This window comes from Candidatus Polarisedimenticolaceae bacterium (assembly GCA_036376135.1).
Lineage (GTDB): Bacteria > Acidobacteriota > Polarisedimenticolia > Polarisedimenticolales > DASRJG01 > DASVAW01.
The window spans coordinates 1-17,681 of record DASVAW010000063.1 but is presented as its reverse complement, the minus strand read 5'-3'; the positions used below and the strand labels follow the sequence as shown (position 1 = coordinate 17,681).

General features: G+C 70.8%; 19 protein-coding genes and 1 tRNA gene. 7 read left to right on the top strand and 13 right to left on the bottom strand.

Annotated features, from left to right (window positions below):
* Positions 1–11 precede the first annotated feature (11 nt).
* The 3 genes from VF139_06090 to VF139_06080 all read left to right on the top strand — a co-directional run bounded on the left by VF139_06090 (position 12) and on the right by VF139_06080 (position 1,431).
* Positions 12–266, top strand: coding sequence for a hypothetical protein (locus VF139_06090; GenBank protein HEX6850958.1), 255 nt, complete (start codon positions 12–14; stop codon positions 264–266).
* Positions 267–604: 338 nt separating this feature from the next.
* On the top strand, positions 605–1,201 hold the full coding sequence (locus tag VF139_06085) for a hypothetical protein (GenBank protein HEX6850957.1): 597 nt from the start codon (positions 605–607) through the stop codon (positions 1,199–1,201).
* Positions 1,201–1,431 carry a hypothetical protein gene (locus tag VF139_06080; GenBank protein HEX6850956.1) on the top strand — a complete coding sequence of 77 codons (231 nt, stop codon included), beginning with the start codon at positions 1,201–1,203 and terminating at the stop codon, positions 1,429–1,431. The genes VF139_06085 and VF139_06080 overlap by 1 nt, the downstream gene beginning before the upstream one ends.
* A 58-nt stretch (positions 1,432–1,489) precedes the next feature.
* On the opposite strand, the gene VF139_06075 is transcribed toward VF139_06080, so the two are convergent.
* From VF139_06075 to VF139_06045, 7 genes are all read right to left on the bottom strand, one after another.
* Complete coding sequence (locus VF139_06075) at positions 1,490–2,404, bottom strand: PP2C family protein-serine/threonine phosphatase (GenBank protein ID HEX6850955.1); 915 nt, start codon at positions 2,402–2,404, stop codon at positions 1,490–1,492.
* Positions 2,405–2,523: 119 nt separating this feature from the next.
* Entirely contained in the window at positions 2,524–3,963 is a 1,440-nt protein-coding gene (locus VF139_06070) for an FAD-binding oxidoreductase (GenBank protein ID HEX6850954.1), read from the bottom strand.
* A gap of 62 nt (positions 3,964–4,025) precedes the next feature.
* Positions 4,026–4,637 (bottom strand): hypothetical protein, encoded by a 612-nt coding sequence (locus VF139_06065; GenBank protein HEX6850953.1) that lies wholly within the window; start codon positions 4,635–4,637, stop codon positions 4,026–4,028.
* Positions 4,638–4,650: 13 nt separating this feature from the next.
* On the bottom strand, positions 4,651–6,489 hold the full coding sequence (locus tag VF139_06060; protein ID HEX6850952.1) for an FG-GAP-like repeat-containing protein: 1,839 nt from the start codon (positions 6,487–6,489) through the stop codon (positions 4,651–4,653).
* 85 nt (positions 6,490–6,574) lie between these two features.
* Positions 6,575–7,225 (bottom strand): hypothetical protein, encoded by a 651-nt coding sequence (locus VF139_06055; protein ID HEX6850951.1) that lies wholly within the window; start codon positions 7,223–7,225, stop codon positions 6,575–6,577.
* Between the two features lie 173 nt (positions 7,226–7,398).
* On the bottom strand, positions 7,399–7,701 hold the full coding sequence (locus VF139_06050; GenBank protein HEX6850950.1) for a hypothetical protein: 303 nt from the start codon (positions 7,699–7,701) through the stop codon (positions 7,399–7,401).
* 162 nt (positions 7,702–7,863) lie between these two features.
* Positions 7,864–9,948 (bottom strand): sigma 54-interacting transcriptional regulator, encoded by a 2,085-nt coding sequence (locus tag VF139_06045; protein HEX6850949.1) that lies wholly within the window; start codon positions 9,946–9,948, stop codon positions 7,864–7,866.
* 232 nt (positions 9,949–10,180) lie between these two features.
* On the opposite strand from VF139_06045, the gene VF139_06040 reads away from it, so the two are divergent.
* Positions 10,181–10,534: a nuclear transport factor 2 family protein gene (locus VF139_06040; GenBank protein ID HEX6850948.1), complete on the top strand. Its 354-nt coding sequence runs from the start codon at positions 10,181–10,183 to the stop codon at positions 10,532–10,534.
* 175 nt (positions 10,535–10,709) lie between these two features.
* Here VF139_06040 and VF139_06035 read toward each other — a convergent pair.
* The 6 genes from VF139_06035 to VF139_06010 form a co-directional block, all read right to left on the bottom strand.
* A tRNA-Asn gene (locus VF139_06035) sits at positions 10,710–10,784 on the bottom strand.
* A gap of 119 nt (positions 10,785–10,903) precedes the next feature.
* Positions 10,904–11,509, bottom strand: a complete 606-nt coding sequence (locus tag VF139_06030; GenBank protein HEX6850947.1) for an XTP/dITP diphosphatase — start codon at positions 11,507–11,509, stop codon at positions 10,904–10,906.
* Between the two features lie 40 nt (positions 11,510–11,549).
* The gene (gene rph, locus VF139_06025) at positions 11,550–12,290 is read right to left on the bottom strand and encodes a ribonuclease PH (GenBank protein ID HEX6850946.1); all 741 of its coding nucleotides are present in this window, start codon (positions 12,288–12,290) and stop codon (positions 11,550–11,552) included.
* A complete protein-coding gene (gene murI, locus VF139_06020; protein ID HEX6850945.1) occupies positions 12,287–13,105 on the bottom strand; it encodes a glutamate racemase in 819 nt (272 codons plus the stop codon). The genes rph and murI overlap by 4 nt, the downstream gene beginning before the upstream one ends.
* A gap of 3 nt (positions 13,106–13,108) precedes the next feature.
* Complete coding sequence (locus VF139_06015; GenBank protein ID HEX6850944.1) at positions 13,109–13,687, bottom strand: GerMN domain-containing protein; 579 nt, start codon at positions 13,685–13,687, stop codon at positions 13,109–13,111.
* Positions 13,684–14,796, bottom strand: coding sequence for an N-acetylmuramoyl-L-alanine amidase (locus VF139_06010; protein HEX6850943.1), 1,113 nt, complete (start codon positions 14,794–14,796; stop codon positions 13,684–13,686). The genes VF139_06015 and VF139_06010 overlap by 4 nt, the downstream gene beginning before the upstream one ends.
* A 47-nt stretch (positions 14,797–14,843) precedes the next feature.
* Between VF139_06010 and VF139_06005 the strand changes: the two genes are divergently transcribed.
* The 3 genes from VF139_06005 (at position 14,844) to VF139_05995 (ending at position 17,608) form a co-directional block, all read left to right on the top strand.
* The gene (locus VF139_06005) at positions 14,844–17,039 is read left to right on the top strand and encodes a DUF2339 domain-containing protein (protein HEX6850942.1); all 2,196 of its coding nucleotides are present in this window, start codon (positions 14,844–14,846) and stop codon (positions 17,037–17,039) included.
* Positions 17,036–17,248 carry a hypothetical protein gene (locus VF139_06000; protein ID HEX6850941.1) on the top strand — a complete coding sequence of 71 codons (213 nt, stop codon included), beginning with the start codon at positions 17,036–17,038 and terminating at the stop codon, positions 17,246–17,248. Before VF139_06005 ends, VF139_06000 begins: the two co-directional genes overlap by 4 nt.
* 96 nt (positions 17,249–17,344) lie before the next feature.
* Positions 17,345–17,608, top strand: coding sequence for a YHS domain-containing protein (locus tag VF139_05995; GenBank protein HEX6850940.1), 264 nt, complete (start codon positions 17,345–17,347; stop codon positions 17,606–17,608).
* The last annotated feature ends 73 nt before the right edge of the window (positions 17,609–17,681 follow it).

The following is a 17,681-nucleotide window of genomic DNA, read 5'->3' as shown; positions in this document are numbered from 1 at the left end:
CGGAGGGGAACATGGCTTGGTCGGACATCCAGGTGTCGGTCCGCGGTGTCTCCGGGGACACCGTCACGCTCTCGGCGACCAACCCCAACAATCATCCCGAAACGGCTCGCGTCGCGGTCGCCGTGACCCTGTTCGGCGGCGTCAACCTCACGCTCCAGAGCGGGAACCTCACCTTCGGCGCCAACGAGACGCTCCTGGTTCCTCTCCAGGCGCCCAGCGCGATCCTCTCGATCGACGACGCGCCCGAGCCGCTTCCGCCGGTGTAGGGTGGGATCGACCGGCCCCGCGAAGGCGCTCAGGAATCGCCGGGGCCCTCGACCGACACGCCTGCGAAACGTGAAGGCGTCTTGGATCGGGGCGACCTCGGCTTCGACGCGGTGGCGGGTTACCTGCGAGCCCAGCGCGCAAGCCGCATTGGACGGATGCGCGTGCGGGCGGACATGTCATTCGCGCATCCCGCGGCGCTTGCCACGGCGCGGCAGATTGCCTAGATTCCGGGAGTCGCCGTCTCACTCGGAGCCGGCGATCCGAGCGCCACGGCGAGGGGATCTCGAACGCGGCCATGGGACGCCCGAGGGTCGACCGAGCTTCGGTGGAGGCGCCGATGGCCGATCCCCTGCATGTCCCCCGTCGACGGGTTCCAGTGCAGCTTCGACTCCAGGACGGGAGGTCCCTGGTCGGGGAGGCGTACCTCGCGTTGCGTCGAGCCGACGGCTCGCAGGAGCGCCTCATCGACAGGCTCAACGACGTCGCGGAGCGCTACCTGCCGATCGCGATCGCCGATCGCCATCTGCTCGTCCGGAAGGCGGCGGTCGTGAGCGCGCGGCTCGTGGATCCCGGCGAAGCCGCCGCCGCCCGAGACGATCACGCGTCCGGGTTGGTCCCCGTCGAAGTCGCGTTGTCCGTCGGACCCGCCGAGACGGGAGATCTGCGCGCCGGGACGGAGCAGGCGCATGACCGTGCGCTGGACAAGCTGAACCGCGTGGTCTCGGACTTCGTGGCGCTGCTCGACGGCGACACGATCACGTTCGTGAACACGCACCACGTCGTGGCCGTGCTGGAGCGGCCGACGGCGCGCAGGCCGTTCCGGCGCGCGGGCGCGACGGCCGAGGGGGCCGACGCGCGCAACCCCGGGATCCGGATCCCGCCGGACCCCCTCGATCTGCCGGCCGGTTGGGCGGAGCGCGAGGAGCCGACGTAGTGGGGACCGTCACGAACGGACGCGCGCGCGCGCCGAAGGACCAGGTGCTCGCGGCGAGCGTCGCGCTGAACGAGGTGAACCGCGCCGAGGCCCGGGCGAGGGACGACTACTTCCGCCGGCTCGATGAGGCCAGCCTCCTGACGTGGGAGCAACGGCTCCTCGAGCAGCAGGAGGCTCAGCAGGCCTATCGCGCGGCGGTCGGGGCGTACCTGGACGGGCTCGGATCGTAGGAGCGTTCGGCGTCCGGAGGGCTCGGGGCGGCTCGACGGTCCCCGCGACGCGCCGCGGTCAAGACGACCTCTTGAGCACGACGACCGTCACGTCGTCGACCGGGTCGCCCTCGGCGTACAGGGCTTCCCGAAGGCGCTCGCAGATCTCGCTCGCGGACGCGCCAGCCGAGTCGGCGAGAAGCGGCTCCACCCGCGCCGGGAAGAAGGTCCCGTCGGCGTGTTCGCTCAGACCGTCGGTGTGCAGCAGGAGGATGTCCCCCGTCGCGAGGAGGTTGATCTCGTTCACCTGGTACCGGCGCATGTATCCGTGAAGCGGCGGATTGCGGCGACGGTCCGGGTCGGCGACCGACGGCTGCAGCCCCACGGGCGGAAGCGCGACGAGCCGATCCTCGCTGATCTTCATGAAGCGCCCGAACTCCCGCGAGAACACCGCGGGCGGCGGATGGCCCGCCGACAGAAACCGCAGCTTGCCCCCTTCCGAGATCTCCCCGTAGATCATCGTGAAGAACTTGTTCACGGCGGTCGTCTGGTAGAACCGCGTGTTGAGGTTCTCGAACAGGTGCGTCGTCACCTCGCCGAACAGGTCGAGCTCGTAGTTGACGCCCAGGAGGAACGCCTGATGGAGCATCGCCGCGACCAACGCGTCGGTCACCCGATGCCCGGCGGCGTCGGCCACGAGCACGCCGGCGCGTCGACGCAGGCGGCGCAGGTTGCGGGCGATCTCCTCGTGCCCCCGGCGTTCCGCCTCGGCGATCCGGCCCTCGAGGTCGTAGCGTCGTTCGAAATCCACCCATGCGACATGATCCCCTCCCACGACGTCGTGGAGGGGCAGCGACAGACAGGCGAGATCCAGTCCTTCGATCCGGGGCACGTCCCCCGGGGAGGGGCGCAGGAACCTCGCAACCTCCTGGAAGTTGCGGAGCTCATCGGCAAGGTGTTCCCATCGGGCGGCGTCGTTGGTCGTGAGCGGCATGGCGGCTCCATCGTGGCGTACCGCGCACGCCGGCGCCATGCGTCGGAGGAACCCGTCACGCAGTCGCAACGGGTGGAACCCGTTCGGTGCGGTCGGCGCCCGGACGGCGCCGCGCCGGCTTACGCCGGGCGCGTCCCGGCTGGCGCGATGTTCTGGTTCATGCGGAAGAGGTTTCTCGGATCGTACGTCGTCTTGATCCGGGCGAGTCGCTCGTAGTTCGGGCCGTAGGCGCCGGAAGCGACGCGCCGGGCTTCGTCGTCGGGCATGAAGTTGACGTAGACGCCTCCCGTGGCGAACGGCGCAGCGGCGTCGTGGAACGCCCGCGCCCATGCGATGCACGACGCGTCCTCCGCCGGACTGCTCCAGCGCGTGTGCACGTTCATCGCGAAACTCACCTCCCGGTGCGGATAGGCCGTCGCCGCGGAGGGAACCCGGTTGATCGCGCCGCCCAGGCTCGCGATGAAGATCTCGCACTGCGGGGACGGGAGATGCCGCACCGCATTCAGGACCACGTCGATCACACCGTCGGTGAGCTCCACGAAGTCGTGTGATTTCCAGTAGTTCCGCTCACCCGCCGTGAGGAGCGGATCGAAGGCCGTCTGCCACGCCGCGTAGGGCGCGGGCCCGACGACGTCGGCGATCGGTTTCCCGATCGCCCGGAAAGGCGCCACGGCCTCCCCTCCGACGACGGGATCCCCGACGTAACACAGGGCGAGAACGAGAACCTCCGTCCCGTGCACCTCCTCCGGAAGGAAGGGGAGCGGGGGCGCCTTCCGCAGGACGGCCCAGCAACACATCTCGTCCGGCGCCGCGGCGACCAGGCGACGGTATTGCTGGAGGATCTGCTTCGCGTTCGAGAGCGGGTGGACGACGAGCCCGGCGAGGACCTGGGGTCCCACGGGGTGGAGTCTGAATTCGAAGGACGTCACGACGCCGAAGTTCCCGCCGCCGCCGCGAAGCGCCCAGAACAGATCCGGGTGCTCCGTGACGCTGGCGCGCACCAGTTCGCCCGCCGCGGTCACGATGTCGACGGAGAGGAGGTTGTCGACCGTCAATCCGTACTTCCGGCTCAGCCAGCCGAAGCCGCCGCCGAGCGTGAGCCCCGCGACTCCCGTCGTCGAGTTGATCCCCAGCGGGGTCGCGAGTCCGAAGGCCTGAGCCTCCCGATCGAGATCGGCGAGCAGAGCGCCCGGCTCGACGCGCGCGGTCCGCGTCGCGGGATCGACCCGCACCGACGCCATCCGCGACAGATCGAGCATCAGTCCTCCGTCGCACACCGCGTTTCCGGCGATGTTGTGCCCTCCGCCGCGGATCGACAGGAGCAGTTCGTGCCGCGCCGCGAAGCGGACGGTCTGGAGAACGTCCGACGCCCCGACGGCGCGTACGACCGCCGCGGGGCGCCGGTCGATCATCGCGTTCCAGATCGTCCGCGCCTCTTCGTACCCCGGGTCGCCGGGAAGGCAAAGCGCCCCTCGGAGCCCGCCGCGCAGCGCGTCGAGCGTCTCGGCCGAGAGGGAGGCGAGCGTTCCACCGATCGTCTTGACCACCGTTGCCGTCATCGCGAAACCTCCAATGGAAGAGGGCCCGGGCACGCGTCGGCGTGCGGAGCCGATTCCAGCCTTCAGTAACCGCTTCCGCCGGACGTCGCCGCCGTCACTCCGGCGCTGGCTTCGTCGAAGGCGACGGCCGCGATCGTGGCGTCGGAGGAATCAAGCGCCCGCGCCGGGTTCCCGTCCACACCCACGAGGGTCAACGCGCTGGACCCGTCCGCCTGGACGTCGAAGCCCAGCTCGAGAACGACGGCCGACCGGCCGTCGAGGCCGTTTCCCGGACCGCCTCCCAGTTTCTTGATGTCGACGAGGATGAGGGACGGATCGGACTCGCCGTCCACGTCGATCGCGATCGTCTGACCGGCCTCGGCGACGAGGGCGCTCTGGGCGTAGGTCGACTGCGGGACGAATCGGACCACGCCGGTGTCGCCGATCTTGATCCCGAACTGGAATCCGTTCAGGTCGAGGTCGGGCGCCGGGCCGTTGAGGAGCACGTCGACGACGACGCGCGTACCCGACTGTGCCTTCAGCACCAGCTTGACGAGGCCGGGGGCCGCGGGCGTCCGGCTCGGGATGAACTGCGCCGACCTCGAGGAATCGACGTGGCAGCCGGCGAAGAACGCCGTCAGGACCAACCCGAAGGCGGCGACACGGGCGAAACGGAGGAACGTGGACGATCGCATCACAGGACTCCTTTCAAGAGTGTTTTCGGAGGGACGGGATGGAAGTTGTCGGGCCGGATCGAGTTGCGCGCGAGGGCGCGACGCGGCCGCGCGAGACGGTCACGGTGGTCTCACCGTTGACGACGTTTCCCGCGGCGTCGGCGCATGAAACCGCGATCGTGTAGGACCGTGCCTCGGGTCCACGCGAGCGTTCGGCGCGCAGGAGGACGGTCAGGGCCGCCGGGCTCGCCTCGGGGCCGGGATCCACGACCACGAAGTCGGCTCGCGCGCCCCCGGGGACAGGGAAGCGGGCGGGGCCGGCGCTCGTGACCGAGTCGATCCGGCAGACCGGCGCAGGATCGCAACGATCGTTCGCGGCGACCGAGATCGTGACCGGCACCAGCCTGCGATTGGGAGGTCCCAGCACGCTCGGGCTCGAAGTGACGGTGATCGCGGCGGGCGGCAGGGTGTCCTGCACGGTGACGCGCGACGTATCGGAGGACGCGTCTCGAGCCCTGTCCGTGACCGTGAGGGTGACGTCGTGCGTGCCGAGGGACAAACGGGTCGTCACCCGAGGACCGCTGGCTAGCGCCGCGGCGCCCTCGAACCACTCGAAGCTCGCGATGTCGTCGTCCGTTCCCGGAGTCGAGTCCGGGTCGGCGCTGGCCGAACCGTCGAGCGTCGCGACCGCCCGGAGGTCTCCTCCGCACTCGAGGACCTGATCGGGGCCTGCGTCGGCGCGCGGGGGCCGATTGCCCGTGCACGCGTTCAACAGGACCGAGATCGTCTCGTCGAGGAGGTTTCCCGCGACGAGGTCGAGGGCTCCGTCGCCGTTCAGGTCGCCGATCGCGACGGGAATGGGTTCGGTCCCGACCGGGAGGCGGATCTGCGGATCGAAGGTACCGTCGCCGCGGTTCACGAGGACCGATACCGACGCGTCCTGCGCGTTGCCGACGGCGAGATCGGGACTCCCATCGCCGTTCAGGTCCCCGACCGTCACGAAGACGGGAAGCCCCGCGACGCCGAAGGCCGAGGGCTCCTTGAACGCGCCGTCGCCGCGTCCCGGGAAGACGAGGACGGAGCCGTCGGCCGCGTTGACCACGACCATGTCGGGCACACCGTCGTCGTCGAGATCCGACAACGCGAGCGATTGCCCCACGGCGCCCTGGGGGAGCGGAACGACCGTTCGCGGCGCGAAGGTCCCGTCCCCTCGCCCGAGGAGGATCGACACCGTGGCGTCGGCGACGTCGTCGGTGGCGATGTCGAGGTTGCCGTCGCCGTCGAGGTCGCCGACGGCGGCCAGGATCGGCTGCGATCCCACCGGGATCGGGAAAGGAGCGGAGAACGAGCCGTCGCCGGAGCCGAGGAGGACCGTGACCCGCGACGCGAGGAAGTTGGGCACGACGAGGTCGTCGTCGCCGTCCCGGTCGAGATCGCCGTGTACCAGGCCGATCGCCGTCCCGCCCGCGGGGAAGACCACCTGCGGGCCGAGCGCCCCGAGCCCGTCGCCGAGGAGGACCGAGACCGTCCCGTCGTTGGTGTTGAGGACCGCGACGTCGGCGTTGCCGTCGCCGTCGAAGTCCGACGCGACGACCTGCGTCGCGCCGTTGCCCGCGGCGAAGGGGGACGGCGTCCCGAATCCTCCACGGCCGTCGCCGAGGAGGATCGCGACCTCGCTCGGCGTCCCGCCGACGCGGGAGAAGTTCGCGACGGCCAGGTCGGCGATGCCGTCGCGGTCGAAGTCGGCGACGGCGATCCCCTCGACCGCTCCGCCGGAGGGAACGACGTGCTGCGGGGAGAACGTCGCGACCGGGCACGACGCGAGCATGGACGAGGCGAGGCCGAGAAGGCCTTGAGCAATCAGCAGCGGCATGGCGTCTCCAGGTTCGGGTAGCTCGAGAAGGTCCCGCTCGACGGCGTCGCCGACGGGCGGGACCCTTGGGGGAGGAGGCGGGAGGTCAGCGGCCGGAGACGCCGAGCGGGCCGTCCCCGTCGCCGAAGCTCGAGGTGTTCAGGACCTGGACGCCGGCGTGATGCTCGCCGTTGAACGGCGTCACGTTGCCGGAGCAGCCGGCGGCCACGGCGTCCGCCGGCGAATCGAACCAGAGGCCGAGGTGGAGCAGGTGCAGGGGAGCGGTCGCGACGTTCGCGCCGGCGTCGGCGGCGTCCACGATCGGAGCGATGCCCGCGCCGGGCGCGACGAGGAACGTCTCTTCGCTGAAGATGCCCACGACCCTCGTGCGGCCCAAGCCGCGGTCGTCGGTGCGGACCTCGCCCTGGTACCAGGACAGACCGAACGGCGCGCGCGGCAGCTGGGTCACGAACACGCTGAACGTGGTGTTGGCGGGGAGACCGGCGACGACGACGTCCAGCTGCTGCTGGAGCCCGCGGTCACTGATCGTGACCTGGCCCTGCGCCTGGGGGAGGCAGGCGTTGACCCCGGCCGAGCGGGTCAGCGGGAACGTGAACCCGGGCGGCGTGGCGACGATCACGTTCGGCGCCACCGTCTGCAGCGTGGATGCGGGCGTGAGTGCGGCGGCCGGAGACGCCGACAGGAGGGTGACGAGGCCCGTGAGGGCGAGGAGCGAGACCTGGTTCTTCAGACGCATTCGGGGCTCTCCTTCTGGAGGGAAAAGGGAAAGGGAACGGGACCTTGGGGACGAAACGGATCTGCGGGCCGGGCCGGAAGCGCCTCGGGAGCGGCGATCGGAGGGGGGGAGCTCGCGCCGCCCGCCCGGAGCTCCGACCCGCCCGCAAGCTTTTCGAGTTCGAGAGACGGTGCTCACGCGTCCACCTCGCCTTCGGGGCCGCGATCCACGTGGATGCCTTCCTGCCCGAGCAGGTCGGCGATCAGCGGCGGACACGCGAAGATCGCGACGCCGCTGCGGCTCAGGCGCGAGAGGGCCTCGACGCCGGAGGACGAGATGAAGGTCACCCCGGCGAGATCGAGCGCGATGCGCAGACCCGAGCGGACCGCGTCGGCGCACTCGCGCTCGAGAATCCCGGCCCACTCGGAGGCGATGCGTCCCTGGAGGACCAGGGTCGCTCGACCGAAGGCTTCGGGGGTTCGTGTGATGCGGAGCATGCCGGTCCCTAAGGCAACGGTCGTGCCGCCTCGGAGCGCGCTCGCGGTTCCGGCCGGATTCGCTTCAGACGACGGGGTTTCGCGTTCCGACGGGGCGGGACGGGACCCGGACTCGCGGCGCGCGGCGCGCCAACGGGTCGGCAGATTGCCAACGGACCGCGGTCAGTTGGGGCGCGAGATGCCGAGCCGACTCATGCGCGCCTCGAGCGTCGTCCGCTTGAGGCCGAGGATCTTGGCGGCGCCGCGCTCGCCGCTCACGCGCCAGCCCACGCTCTCGAGAACCGAGACGATGTGGTCGCGCTCGATCTCCTCGAGGGTCCGGCCCGGGTTCGCCCGCACCGCGCCGGACGGGGCGGCGAGCGCACCGTCGAGCTCGAGCCGACCGTTCCTGGAGAGGATCACCGCGCGCTCGACGACGTTCTGCAGCTCCCGCACGTTGCCGGGCCAGCCGTACGCCATGAGCTTCGCGAGCACCGGCTCCTCGATCGCCCCGATCGGCTTCCCCATCTTCGTGGCGTAGAGCATCGCGAAGTGGCGGGTCAGGCGGGGAACGTCCGCCGCCCGGTCGCGCAGCGGCGGAATCGGAATCGGGAAGACGTTGAGGCGATAGAAGAGGTCCGCGCGGAACCGGCCCTCCTCGACGTCCTTGTGGAGCTCGCGGTTCGTCGCCGCGACGACGCGGACGTCCACCTTGATCGTCTGCGTTCCCCCGACGCGCTCGAACTCTCCCTCCTGGAGGACCCGCAGCAGCTTCGCCTGCAGCTCCAGGGGAAGGTCGCCGACCTCGTCGAGGAAGAGCGTGCCCCCCTTCGCCAGCTCGAAGCGGCCCACCCTGCGGGTGAGGGCCCCCGTGAAGGCGCCTTTCTCGTGCCCGAACAGCTCGCTCTCGATCACGCCGCCGGGAAGCGCCGCGCAGTTCACCTTCACGAGGATCTTGTCCTTGCGCTGGCTGAGCCCGTGAATCGCGCGGACGACGAGCTCCTTGCCGGTGCCGGTTTCTCCCGTCACGAGCACGGTCGAGTCGGTCCCCGCGACCATCCGGACGCTCTCGAGCACCTGCTGGATGGCGGGCGACTCGCCGACCAAGTCCGCGAACTCCACCTCCGCCCGGCACTCCTCCTGCAGGTACTGGTTCTCCTGCTCGAGCCGGCTCTTGAGCGCCGCGATCTCCTCGTAGGCGAGCATGTTCCGGATCGCGAGGGCGACCTGGTCGGCGATCGCCACCAGAAGCTCCTGGTCGGATTCCGAGTAACGCCCGACCTCCCGGCTCCCGACGTTGAGCGTCCCGAGGACGCGCCCCTTCGCCTGGAGCGGAACCGACAATGCGGAGAGGATCCCCTCCCGGATCAGCGGCGCGTGCTCGTAGAAGCGCGTGTCCTCGCGGAGGTCGTCCGTCCGCAGCGGGATCCCGGTCTCCGCGATCCAGCCGCTCCGCCCTCCCTCGCGCGGCCAGGCCGTCCCGACCGGGATGATCGGTGGGGACGGCACCGGGCCGGCGACGCCCAGGACCTTGAACATTCCGTCGGACGGATCGTCCAATACGAGGGCCGCCCGGTCGAAGGGGATCACGCCGCGCAACGCGCCGGCGACCGCCTCGAAGAGCGAGTCGCGGTCGAGGCAGGTGACGACCGCGTTGTTCACCCGGAGGAGCACCCGCCAGCGCTGCTCGGCGCGGCCCAGCTCCGAGGTTCGCGCCTCCACCAGATGCTGGAGGTCCGCGCTCAGCCCCCTCAGATCCTCCGCCAGCCGCCGCGCACCGATTTCGGTCATCGCGGACGCCGCCAGGGTCTGCAGGATCTCGACCTCCTCGTCCGTCCAATGGCGCGGCCGGCCGTCCACGATGCAGAAGGTGCCGAGCGTATGCCCCTCCGCCGTCGTGAGCGGGATCCCCGCGTAGGCGATCACGGGGACGTCGTACACCGCCGGGTTGTCCGTGAAGAGCGGATCCAGCCGGGCATCCGGGACGAGGAAGGGCCGTCCCGTCTCCACCGCATGTTTGCAGAACGAATGTTCGAGGGGGGTTTGTCGTTGCGACGCCGCCGGCTCCGGAAGGCCGACGCAACTCTTGAAGAACTGGCGATCCCCGTCGACGAGCGTAACGAGAGCGATCGGCACGTGCAGGATGCTCGTCGCCAGGCGTGTCAGCCGATCGAACGCCTCCTCCGGGGGAGAATCGAGCAGGGCGGTTCTCCGGAGCGCGGCGAGCCGCGCGGAATTCCGGATCACCTCGTCGCCGCTCCAGCTCATGGTCCCCTACCCGAACGGACGGACCGGACGCCCCGTTCGTTGCGCTGGGGGGACTATAGACCCCTGCCCCGCGATGCGCCCGAGCGGTCTTCCCGTCGGAGCGTCCCCGTTTCCAGCCGTTCCGTCGGATTCCGGACGATCGGCAATGTCTTCTCGACGGGCGGCCAGATCCCGGCACGACGTCGCGTGCATCCTTTCTCCCGTTGCATCCTCGGAAAGGAGATCCCGACACATGGCTTCACCCAAGGAAGTTCTCGATCGGCACCTGCAGTGTTTCGGAGAAGGCGACCTCGAGGGCGTGCTCGCCGACTACGCACCGGAAGCCGTCTTCTTCACCCCGGACGGACCGCTTCGGGGACCGGAGGCGATCCGGCCGTTCTTCGCGTCGTTGATCGCGGAGTTCGGCAGGCCCGTCTCCTCGTTCCGGCTGACGCGCCAGTCCTTCGAGGGCGACTACGCCTACATCGTCTGGACCGGAGAAACGGCCGACAACGTGTACGAGCTGGCCTCCGACATGTTCGTCGTGCGCAACGATCGCATCGTGGCCCAGTCTTTCGCGGGCAAGGTCACCCCCAAGGTTCAATGAACGCGGCTCGGGACGCACGGCTTGGATCCACGAGGTTTCGCCGGTACGGTTGGAGCACGGGGAGCGCGCCGGTCACCACCGCGGCGAATACGTCGGGGCCGGCTGCACGGGAATCCGCGCGCGCCGCGCCGCTACGTATCAACCTGAGAACCGAGATTTCGAGGTGAGTGGGGTTTGGCTCCTGAGGAGGGATTTGAACCCCCGACCCGGCGGTTAACAGCCGCCTGCTCTACCACTGAGCTACTCAGGAACACGTGCCGGCCTGCGGCCTTTCGACCGAAAAGGCCCGCGGAATGTACTACTACGGGGGAAAAGCGTCAACGAGCTACGTGGACTTCGGCGTTCTCGTCCGCTTCCCGTCGGCCGCCGCTAGACGGCCCGCAGCATCCCCGCCTTCACCGCTTCCACGAGCCTGGCGATCGCCTGGCCGCGGTGGGACCAACGACGCTTCTCCTCGCGGGGGAGCTCCGCGAACGTCTTCCCCGCGCCGGCGTGGAAGAAGACGGGGTCGTAGCCGAACCCCTCCTTCCCCCGCAGCTCGCGCAGGATCGTCCCCTCGGCCGTGCCCTCGAAGGTAGTCAACGTGTGGCCGCCCTTCGCGAGCGCGAGCACGCAGCGGAATCGCGCGGTGCGGCGCTCGTCGGGGACGTCCACGAGTCCCTTCAGCAGCGCCTTGCAGCGCGCGGTGTCGGAGAGGTCGGGGCTTCCGAAACGCGCCGAGTAGACGCCGGGGCGGCCGTCCATCGCGTCCACCTCGAGCCCGGAGTCGTCGGCCACGACGGGGAGGTCGGTGAGCTTCGAATACGTCTCGGCCTTGAGCCTCGCGTTCGCTTCGAAGGTCACGCCGGTCTCGTCCACCTTCGGCGCGTCGGGAATCGCGTCGAGGCCCACGACCTCGATCGACGCGGAGGCGAGCGCCTCCGCGAACTCCGCGAGCTTTCCCCGGTTCGTCGTCGCGATGAGCATGCGCGTCATGGGAACTCGAGTTTGAAGGAAAAAGGGGCCTGACCCCTTTTCACTTCGGAACGAAGAGCGAAGTGTCCCCGATCGCCTCCCGCTGCATCTCCTGCAGGCGGTCGATGCCGACGTCCGCGAGGTCGAGGAGCTCCATGAGGCGGCCGCGCCTGAATGGAGTCGTCTCGGCCGTCCCCTGCACCTCGATGTACCGCCCGTCGTCGGTGCGCACGACGTTCATGTCCACGTCGGCGGCGGAGTCCTCGATGTAGTCGAGGTCGAGGACCGGCGTGCCGGTCACCATCCCCACCGACACCGCCGCGACGAGCGACGAGAAGACGGGGCGCGTCACGATCCCCTTCTCCCTCAGCTTCGCGGCCGCGAGGGCAAGGGCGACGAAGCCGCCGGTGATCGACGCGGTACGGGTGCCGCCGTCGGCCTGCAGCACGTCGCAGTCGACCCAGATCGTCCGCGGGCCGAGCGCCTTGCGGTCGACGACGCTGCGGAGCGCGCGGCCGATCAGACGCTGGATCTCCATCGTGCGCCCCGACGGACGCCCCTTCGCGACCTCGCGCGAGGTGCGGGTCGACGTGGACGCGGGGAGCATCGAATATTCCGCGGTGACCCATCCCTCCCCCGCGTCCTTGAGGAACGGCGGGACCTTGTCCTCGACCGTCGCCGCGCACAATACGCGGGTCTCGCCGACGGTGATCAGGACCGACCCGTCGGCGGTCTTGAGCCAGTTCGGCTCGAGCCGCACGGGGCGGAGGGCGGAAGGCGGACGACCGTCGTGGCGGGTCATGCGTTCCCCTCCGCGTCGAGACGCGAGCGGCCGATCAGCTCGACCGGGCGGCCGAGGAAACGCTCGGCGACGTGCAGGAACGGGCCCGGGGCGTCGGTCACGTAGAACCTCGTGGCCGGCTTCACCGCCTTCGGGGCGCGCAGCACCGCGTCCCCCGCGAACCAGTCGTGCACCTCGACCGACACCGACTCCGCGGAGTCGACGAGCGCGACGTCGGGCCCCATCACCTCCTGGAGCACGGGGGCGAGAAGCGGGTAGTGGGTGCAGCCGAGCACCAGCGTGTCGACGCCGGAGTCCTTCAGGGTCGCGAGGTACCGCTCGGCGACCGCCTTCGTGACGTCGTCGTCCGTCCATCCCTCCTCGGCGAGCGGGACGAAGAGCGGGCAGGCCACGCTGAACACCTCCGCGTCGCCGCGCAGGGCGAGGATCGCGCGCGGGTACGCCTCGCTCGCGACGGTCGCGCGGGTGCCGATCACACCGATGCGGCCGGTGCGCGAGGCCTTCACCGCGCGACGCGCGCCGGGGAGGATCACGCCGACGACGGGGACCTTCGCCTCCTCGGCGACGGCGTCGAGCGCGACGGAGGAGACGGTGTTGCAGGCGACCACGATCGCCTTCACGTCGTGTCGGCGCAGGAACCGCGCGGCCTCGATCCCGTAGCGCACGACCGTCTCGGCGGACTTCGTGCCGTACGGGACGCGCGCGGTGTCGCCGAGGTAGAGAAAGGACTCGCCGGGGACCGCCGCCTCGAGGGCCCGGAAGACGGTCAGACCGCCGACCCCGGAATCGAAGACGCCGATCGGTCTCGGATCCATCGCCTACTCCTCCGCCGGGGCGCCGCCCGCGACGAGATCGCGGCGCGGAGGGAGGGGACGGCGGAGATCGAGGTGGCCGTTGAGCGTCTCGAGAGGGCGGCCGTCGACGATCAGGCCGACCTTCGTGATCCCCGGAACGTTGAGCCCGATCGAGTCGACCACGGCGTAGACCTGGAGGAGCTCGTCGGCGGTGCCGCCGATCCCGTTGCGGAACTCGGGGGAGAGATCGACCCACGCGGTACCGTCGTCCTCGACGAAGACCTGCCGCAACGTCGTCCCCTCCGGAATGGCGCGCTCGGCGCCGCCGCGCGACCCCGCGATCAGCTCCTGGACGATCTGCTTGGCCCGGTCGCCGGGGAGCGGGGTCGGGAGGATCCCGCGCGTCTCGCCGACGAGCTCGCGCCCGTTCGGGCCGGGGAAATAAACGGTCACGTCCACGGTCGCCGGGGCGTTCGCGGCGTCGAGCTCGGACTCGGAGGGGGGCGGGGCGCCCGGCTCCGGCGCGGCGGCGCGATCGCGCGGCCGCTCCCCTCCGCAGGCGAGCGCGGCGAGGGCGAGCGCCGTGACCGCGAGCCGCCTCATCGCGCCCCTTCGGTGCGGGCGCGGAAGGCGCCGATCGCGCGCGCGAGCGCCTCGACGACCTTGTCCTTGTAGGCGTCGTCCTTGAAGCGGGCCTCTTCCTCTGGGTTCGAGATGAAGCCGACCTCGACGAGGATCGCCGGCATCGTCGCCCCCATGAGGACGCGGAACGGCGCCTGCCGCACGCCGCGATCGCGCGTTCCGGTCAGCTCGTTCATCTCTCGCTGGACGGCCTCCGCGAGACGCGCGCTCTCCTCGAGGTACCGGTTCTGCGCGAGATCCCAGAGGATCAGCTCGAGCGAGGGGTCGGGGGTCTCGCCGGCGGAGGTCGGGGCCGGGGTCGATCCGGCCCCCGCGTACCCCTTGTTCTCGAGCCCCGCAAGGGTGCGCGCCTCGTCGTCGGTCGCGTCGGTGGCGAGGTAGTAGGTCTCGGCGCCGAGGGCCTTCTTCCCGCGCGCGGCGTTGAGATGGATCGAGACGAACAACTCGGCCTTGTTGTGGTTGGCGACCGCGGTGCGGTCGTCGAGGCCGAGGATCCGGTCGTCGTCGCGGGTGAGAACCGCCGTGACCCCGTCGCGCTCGAGCCGGGTGGCGAGACGCCGCGCCAGGTCGAGGGTGATCTCCTTCTCCTGGGCTCCCGAGGGGCCGAGGGCGCCGGTCTCGACGCCGCCGTGACCCGGGTCGACGACGACGACGGGGCCCGCGCGCCTGGGGGCGGCGGGCGCGACCGGGACCGCCGCGACCGCCGCGCGTTTCCCCTCGACGTCGAGGACCAGCCGCGCGGGGTTCTTGAGGTCGAAGCTCTCGTGGCGGCGATAGCCGGGGCCGAGGAGGACGACGAGATTCCGGTCCCCTTCGGCCTTCCACCCCTCGACGATCCCGTCGGCGACCTTCCCTTCGGCCGGCTCGAAGGCGACCCGGTCGGCGCAGGTCACCTCGAGTTTCGCCGCGACCTGCGCGACCCGGCAGTCGGCGGAGCGCTCGAAGGTGACGACGAGGCGCGTCGACGGCCCCGAGACGTCCGCCGTGACCTTCGCGTCGTTCTTCGCGAAGGCCTCGAGCGGCACGGAGAGCGCGAGGGCGGCGGCGGCGATGCGGAACGCGGGGCTCATGCGGCCGGATTCTGTCACACGGGGTAGCATCGACGCAGGGAGGGGTCATGGAATCCCTTTGGGTGCTCGTCGCCTTCTCCTTCGCCGCGCTCCCGATCGTCGCTCTGATCCTCGCCATCGTCGCCCTCAACCGCTCGCGGGAGAGCGCGGAGCGCCTCGAGGCCCGCGTCGCCGGACTCGAAGCCGCCGTGCGCGCCCTCGACCGGAGGGTGAAGGCGGAGGGGCCGTTGCCCGGGCCGACGCCCTTACCGCAGCCGCCACCTCCTCCCCCGCCGCGCCCCGTCGTTCCGGTCCCCGAGCCGGCACCCGTTCCGGCCCCCGAGCCGGCTCCCAAACCCGGGGTCGACCTCGAGCAGATCGTCGGCGGACGATGGGCGACCTGGGTGGGGGCGGTCACCCTGCTCTTCGCCGTCGGCTTCCTGCTGCGGTGGAGCTTCCAGAACAACCTGATCGGCCCGGCCGGGCGCGTGGCGATGGGAGTCGCGTCCGGGATCGCGCTGATCGCCGGGGGCTCGTACCTGCGCCGTCGCCCCGCGCTCGTCGTGCTCTGCGACGGGCTGACCGGCGCCGGGCTCGGGATGCTCTACCTCGCGCTGTTCGCGGCGCATCGCGTCTACGGGTTCCTCGGGGCCGGCCCCGCCTTTGCGGCGATGGCGGGGGTGACGGCGCTCGGCGTCGCGTTGTCCGTCGCGACCGCGCGGCAGCCCGTCGCGGTCCTCGCGGTGCTCGGCGGGTTGCTGACCCCGATCCTCGTCGCGACGACCCGCCCCGACGAGCGGGTGCTGATGGCGTACCTGATCGTCCTCGACCTGGTCGTCCTCGGCGTGGCGCGGTTCCGTTCCTGGCCGTCGCTCAACCGGCTCGCCTGGGCGGGATCGGCGCTCCTCGTCCTCCCCGCGATCGCGAAGGGGGGCGAGGCGCCGCACCCGGCGATCCGCCTCGCGCTGATGTCGGCGCTGTTCGCGCTCTTCCTCGCCGTGCCGCTGCTTCGTTCCTGGCTCGACCGCGTGGAGGCGGAGCCGCTCGACCTCGTGCTCGTCGCGGGGAACGCGACCGCGTTCTTCGGCGCGGTCTACGTGACCCTCGAGCGCTGGGGAGCGCAGCGCCAGGAGGCCTACTGGGCGGTCGTCCTGGGAGCGCTGTACCTCGGGGTGGCGCAATACCACGCCGAGCGCGTCGCGGGAGGCGACCCGCCGTTCACCACGTTGCACCGCGGGATCGGCGCGACCTTCCTGGCGATCGCCGCGCCGCTCGCCTTCGACGGGCCGTGGGTCACCCTCTCCTGGGCCGCGCTCGGCGTCGCGTTCCTCCTGACTTCGCAACGCCCCGGGCGCGGGAACGTCGACCTCGTGACGGGGGCGGTGTTCCTCGCCGGAGCAACCGCGCGCGCGGCCTTCTTCGACCCCTGGCGGTATCCGGTCGACGTTCCCGTCTGGAACGTGCGATTCGCGGTGCACGCCGCCGTCGTCGCGTGCCTGGCGTGGGCCGGGGCGGTCGTGGGCCGATCGAGCGAGAGTCCCGAGGCCGGCGATCTTCGATCGCTGTTCTGGTGCGTCGCCGCGGCGCTCGGCGCGGTGTTGTGCTGGCGCGACCCGGCGGTGCCGTGGCCGGCGGTGCTCCTCGGTGTCGAGATGCTGGCCCTCGCGGCGCTCGCGAGGGCGAAGCCCGACTTCGCCTTCGCGGTCGCGACGCCGGTGACCGGCGCCGTGCTGCTCGTGCGGCTGTTCCTCGAGGACGGCTCCCTCGCGTGGGATCAGTCGGTCGACCTCGTCAACCCGCAGTTCGTGCTGCGCGTGGCGGCGTGCGCGGCGATCGCCCTCGCGGCGGTGCTGCTGCGCCCGCTCGCCGATCGGCCGGCCTTCGGACCCGCGTCGCGGATTCTCGCCGCCGCGGCTCCGGTCCTCCTGTGGATCACGCTGACGTTCGCGTGGTGGGCGCATCAGCAGCAGCTCGCGCGGGCCGCCTCGGGAGAGACCGCGCGACGCCTGCGCTGGCTGCAGCAGGTCGGTCTCTCGGTGTTGTGGACGGTGTACGCCGCGGCCGCGCTCGCGGTGGGATTCCTGCGGGCGCTCCCGACGGTGCGCTACGCCGCGCTGGGGCTTCTCGGCATCACGATCGCGAAGGTCTTCCTGGTCGACCTGTCGGCGCTGGACGCGATCTACCGTATCCTCTCGTTCGTCGTCCTGGGCGTCGTGCTTCTCGCGATCGCCTACGTGTACCAGCGCAGAGGGAGGACCGTTTGAGCCTCATCCTGGGTCTGCTGCTCGCCGCGTCCGCGGCGATGACGCCGGCGCCTCCGGAGGTCGTCCCCGGCGATCACCCGGACTTCCCGAAACTGAAATGGGCCGAGGGGGGCGTCTCCCCCAACGACCGCTGCCCGAACCGGCGCTCGAAGCTGAACCCGAAGATCGCCCCGGTGTGGGTGAACGGGCGGCCCGTCGGGTTCTGCTGAACCCCCTGCCCCGCGGTCCTGGTCCAGGACCCCGAGCGCCTGCTGAACGGGCTGAACCTGTCCTTCGACTCGATCGTCGACCCGAAACGCGCCGCCGTGCTGGAGCCCGAGACCCGCGTGATCCTCGGTCACGACCTCTTCTTCTTCGCCGACGCGGCGGAGAAGGCGCAGTTCCTCGCGCAGCCGTTCCGCTGGTGCGGCAAGCTCACCGACCCCGTGTCCGGCGCGCGGTTCGCGCCGAACGGGGCGTCGCCGAAGTCCGTGCTCGAGGGGCGGACGTATTACTTCGCGTCGGAGGCGACGAAGAAGACCTTCGACGCGATGCCGGCGATGTACAAGAACCCGGTGCGGTCGATGTAGATAGGGACAGTCACCGTATTTCACAAATGGGGACAGCAACCATTTTCCCAACCCCGAAGCGCCTGTTACGGGG

What these genes read in the sequence shown, in the direction of transcription:
- VF139_06090 (HEX6850958.1), top strand. Translation starts at nt 12, where the DNA reads ATGGCTTGGTCGGACATCCAGGTGTCGGTCCGCGGTGTCTCCGGGGAC.
- VF139_06030 (HEX6850947.1), bottom strand. Translation starts at nt 11,509, where the DNA reads ATGACGCGCATGCTCATCGCGACGACGAACCGGGGAAAGCTCGCGGAG.
- VF139_06015 (HEX6850944.1), bottom strand. Translation starts at nt 13,687, where the DNA reads ATGAGGCGGCTCGCGGTCACGGCGCTCGCCCTCGCCGCGCTCGCCTGC.
- VF139_06075 (HEX6850955.1), bottom strand. Translation starts at nt 2,404, where the DNA reads ATGCCGCTCACGACCAACGACGCCGCCCGATGGGAACACCTTGCCGAT.
- VF139_06005 (HEX6850942.1), top strand. Translation starts at nt 14,844, where the DNA reads ATGGAATCCCTTTGGGTGCTCGTCGCCTTCTCCTTCGCCGCGCTCCCG.
- VF139_06010 (HEX6850943.1), bottom strand. Translation starts at nt 14,796, where the DNA reads ATGAGCCCCGCGTTCCGCATCGCCGCCGCCGCCCTCGCGCTCTCCGTG.
- VF139_06085 (HEX6850957.1), top strand. Translation starts at nt 605, where the DNA reads ATGGCCGATCCCCTGCATGTCCCCCGTCGACGGGTTCCAGTGCAGCTT.
- VF139_06045 (HEX6850949.1), bottom strand. Translation starts at nt 9,948, where the DNA reads ATGAGCTGGAGCGGCGACGAGGTGATCCGGAATTCCGCGCGGCTCGCC.
- VF139_06070 (HEX6850954.1), bottom strand. Translation starts at nt 3,963, where the DNA reads ATGACGGCAACGGTGGTCAAGACGATCGGTGGAACGCTCGCCTCCCTC.
- VF139_06065 (HEX6850953.1), bottom strand. Translation starts at nt 4,637, where the DNA reads ATGCGATCGTCCACGTTCCTCCGTTTCGCCCGTGTCGCCGCCTTCGGG.
- rph (HEX6850946.1), bottom strand. Translation starts at nt 12,290, where the DNA reads ATGACCCGCCACGACGGTCGTCCGCCTTCCGCCCTCCGCCCCGTGCGG.
- VF139_06050 (HEX6850950.1), bottom strand. Translation starts at nt 7,701, where the DNA reads ATGCTCCGCATCACACGAACCCCCGAAGCCTTCGGTCGAGCGACCCTG.
- VF139_06055 (HEX6850951.1), bottom strand. Translation starts at nt 7,225, where the DNA reads ATGCGTCTGAAGAACCAGGTCTCGCTCCTCGCCCTCACGGGCCTCGTC.
- VF139_06060 (HEX6850952.1), bottom strand. Translation starts at nt 6,489, where the DNA reads ATGCCGCTGCTGATTGCTCAAGGCCTTCTCGGCCTCGCCTCGTCCATG.
- murI (HEX6850945.1), bottom strand. Translation starts at nt 13,105, where the DNA reads ATGGATCCGAGACCGATCGGCGTCTTCGATTCCGGGGTCGGCGGTCTG.
- VF139_06040 (HEX6850948.1), top strand. Translation starts at nt 10,181, where the DNA reads ATGGCTTCACCCAAGGAAGTTCTCGATCGGCACCTGCAGTGTTTCGGA.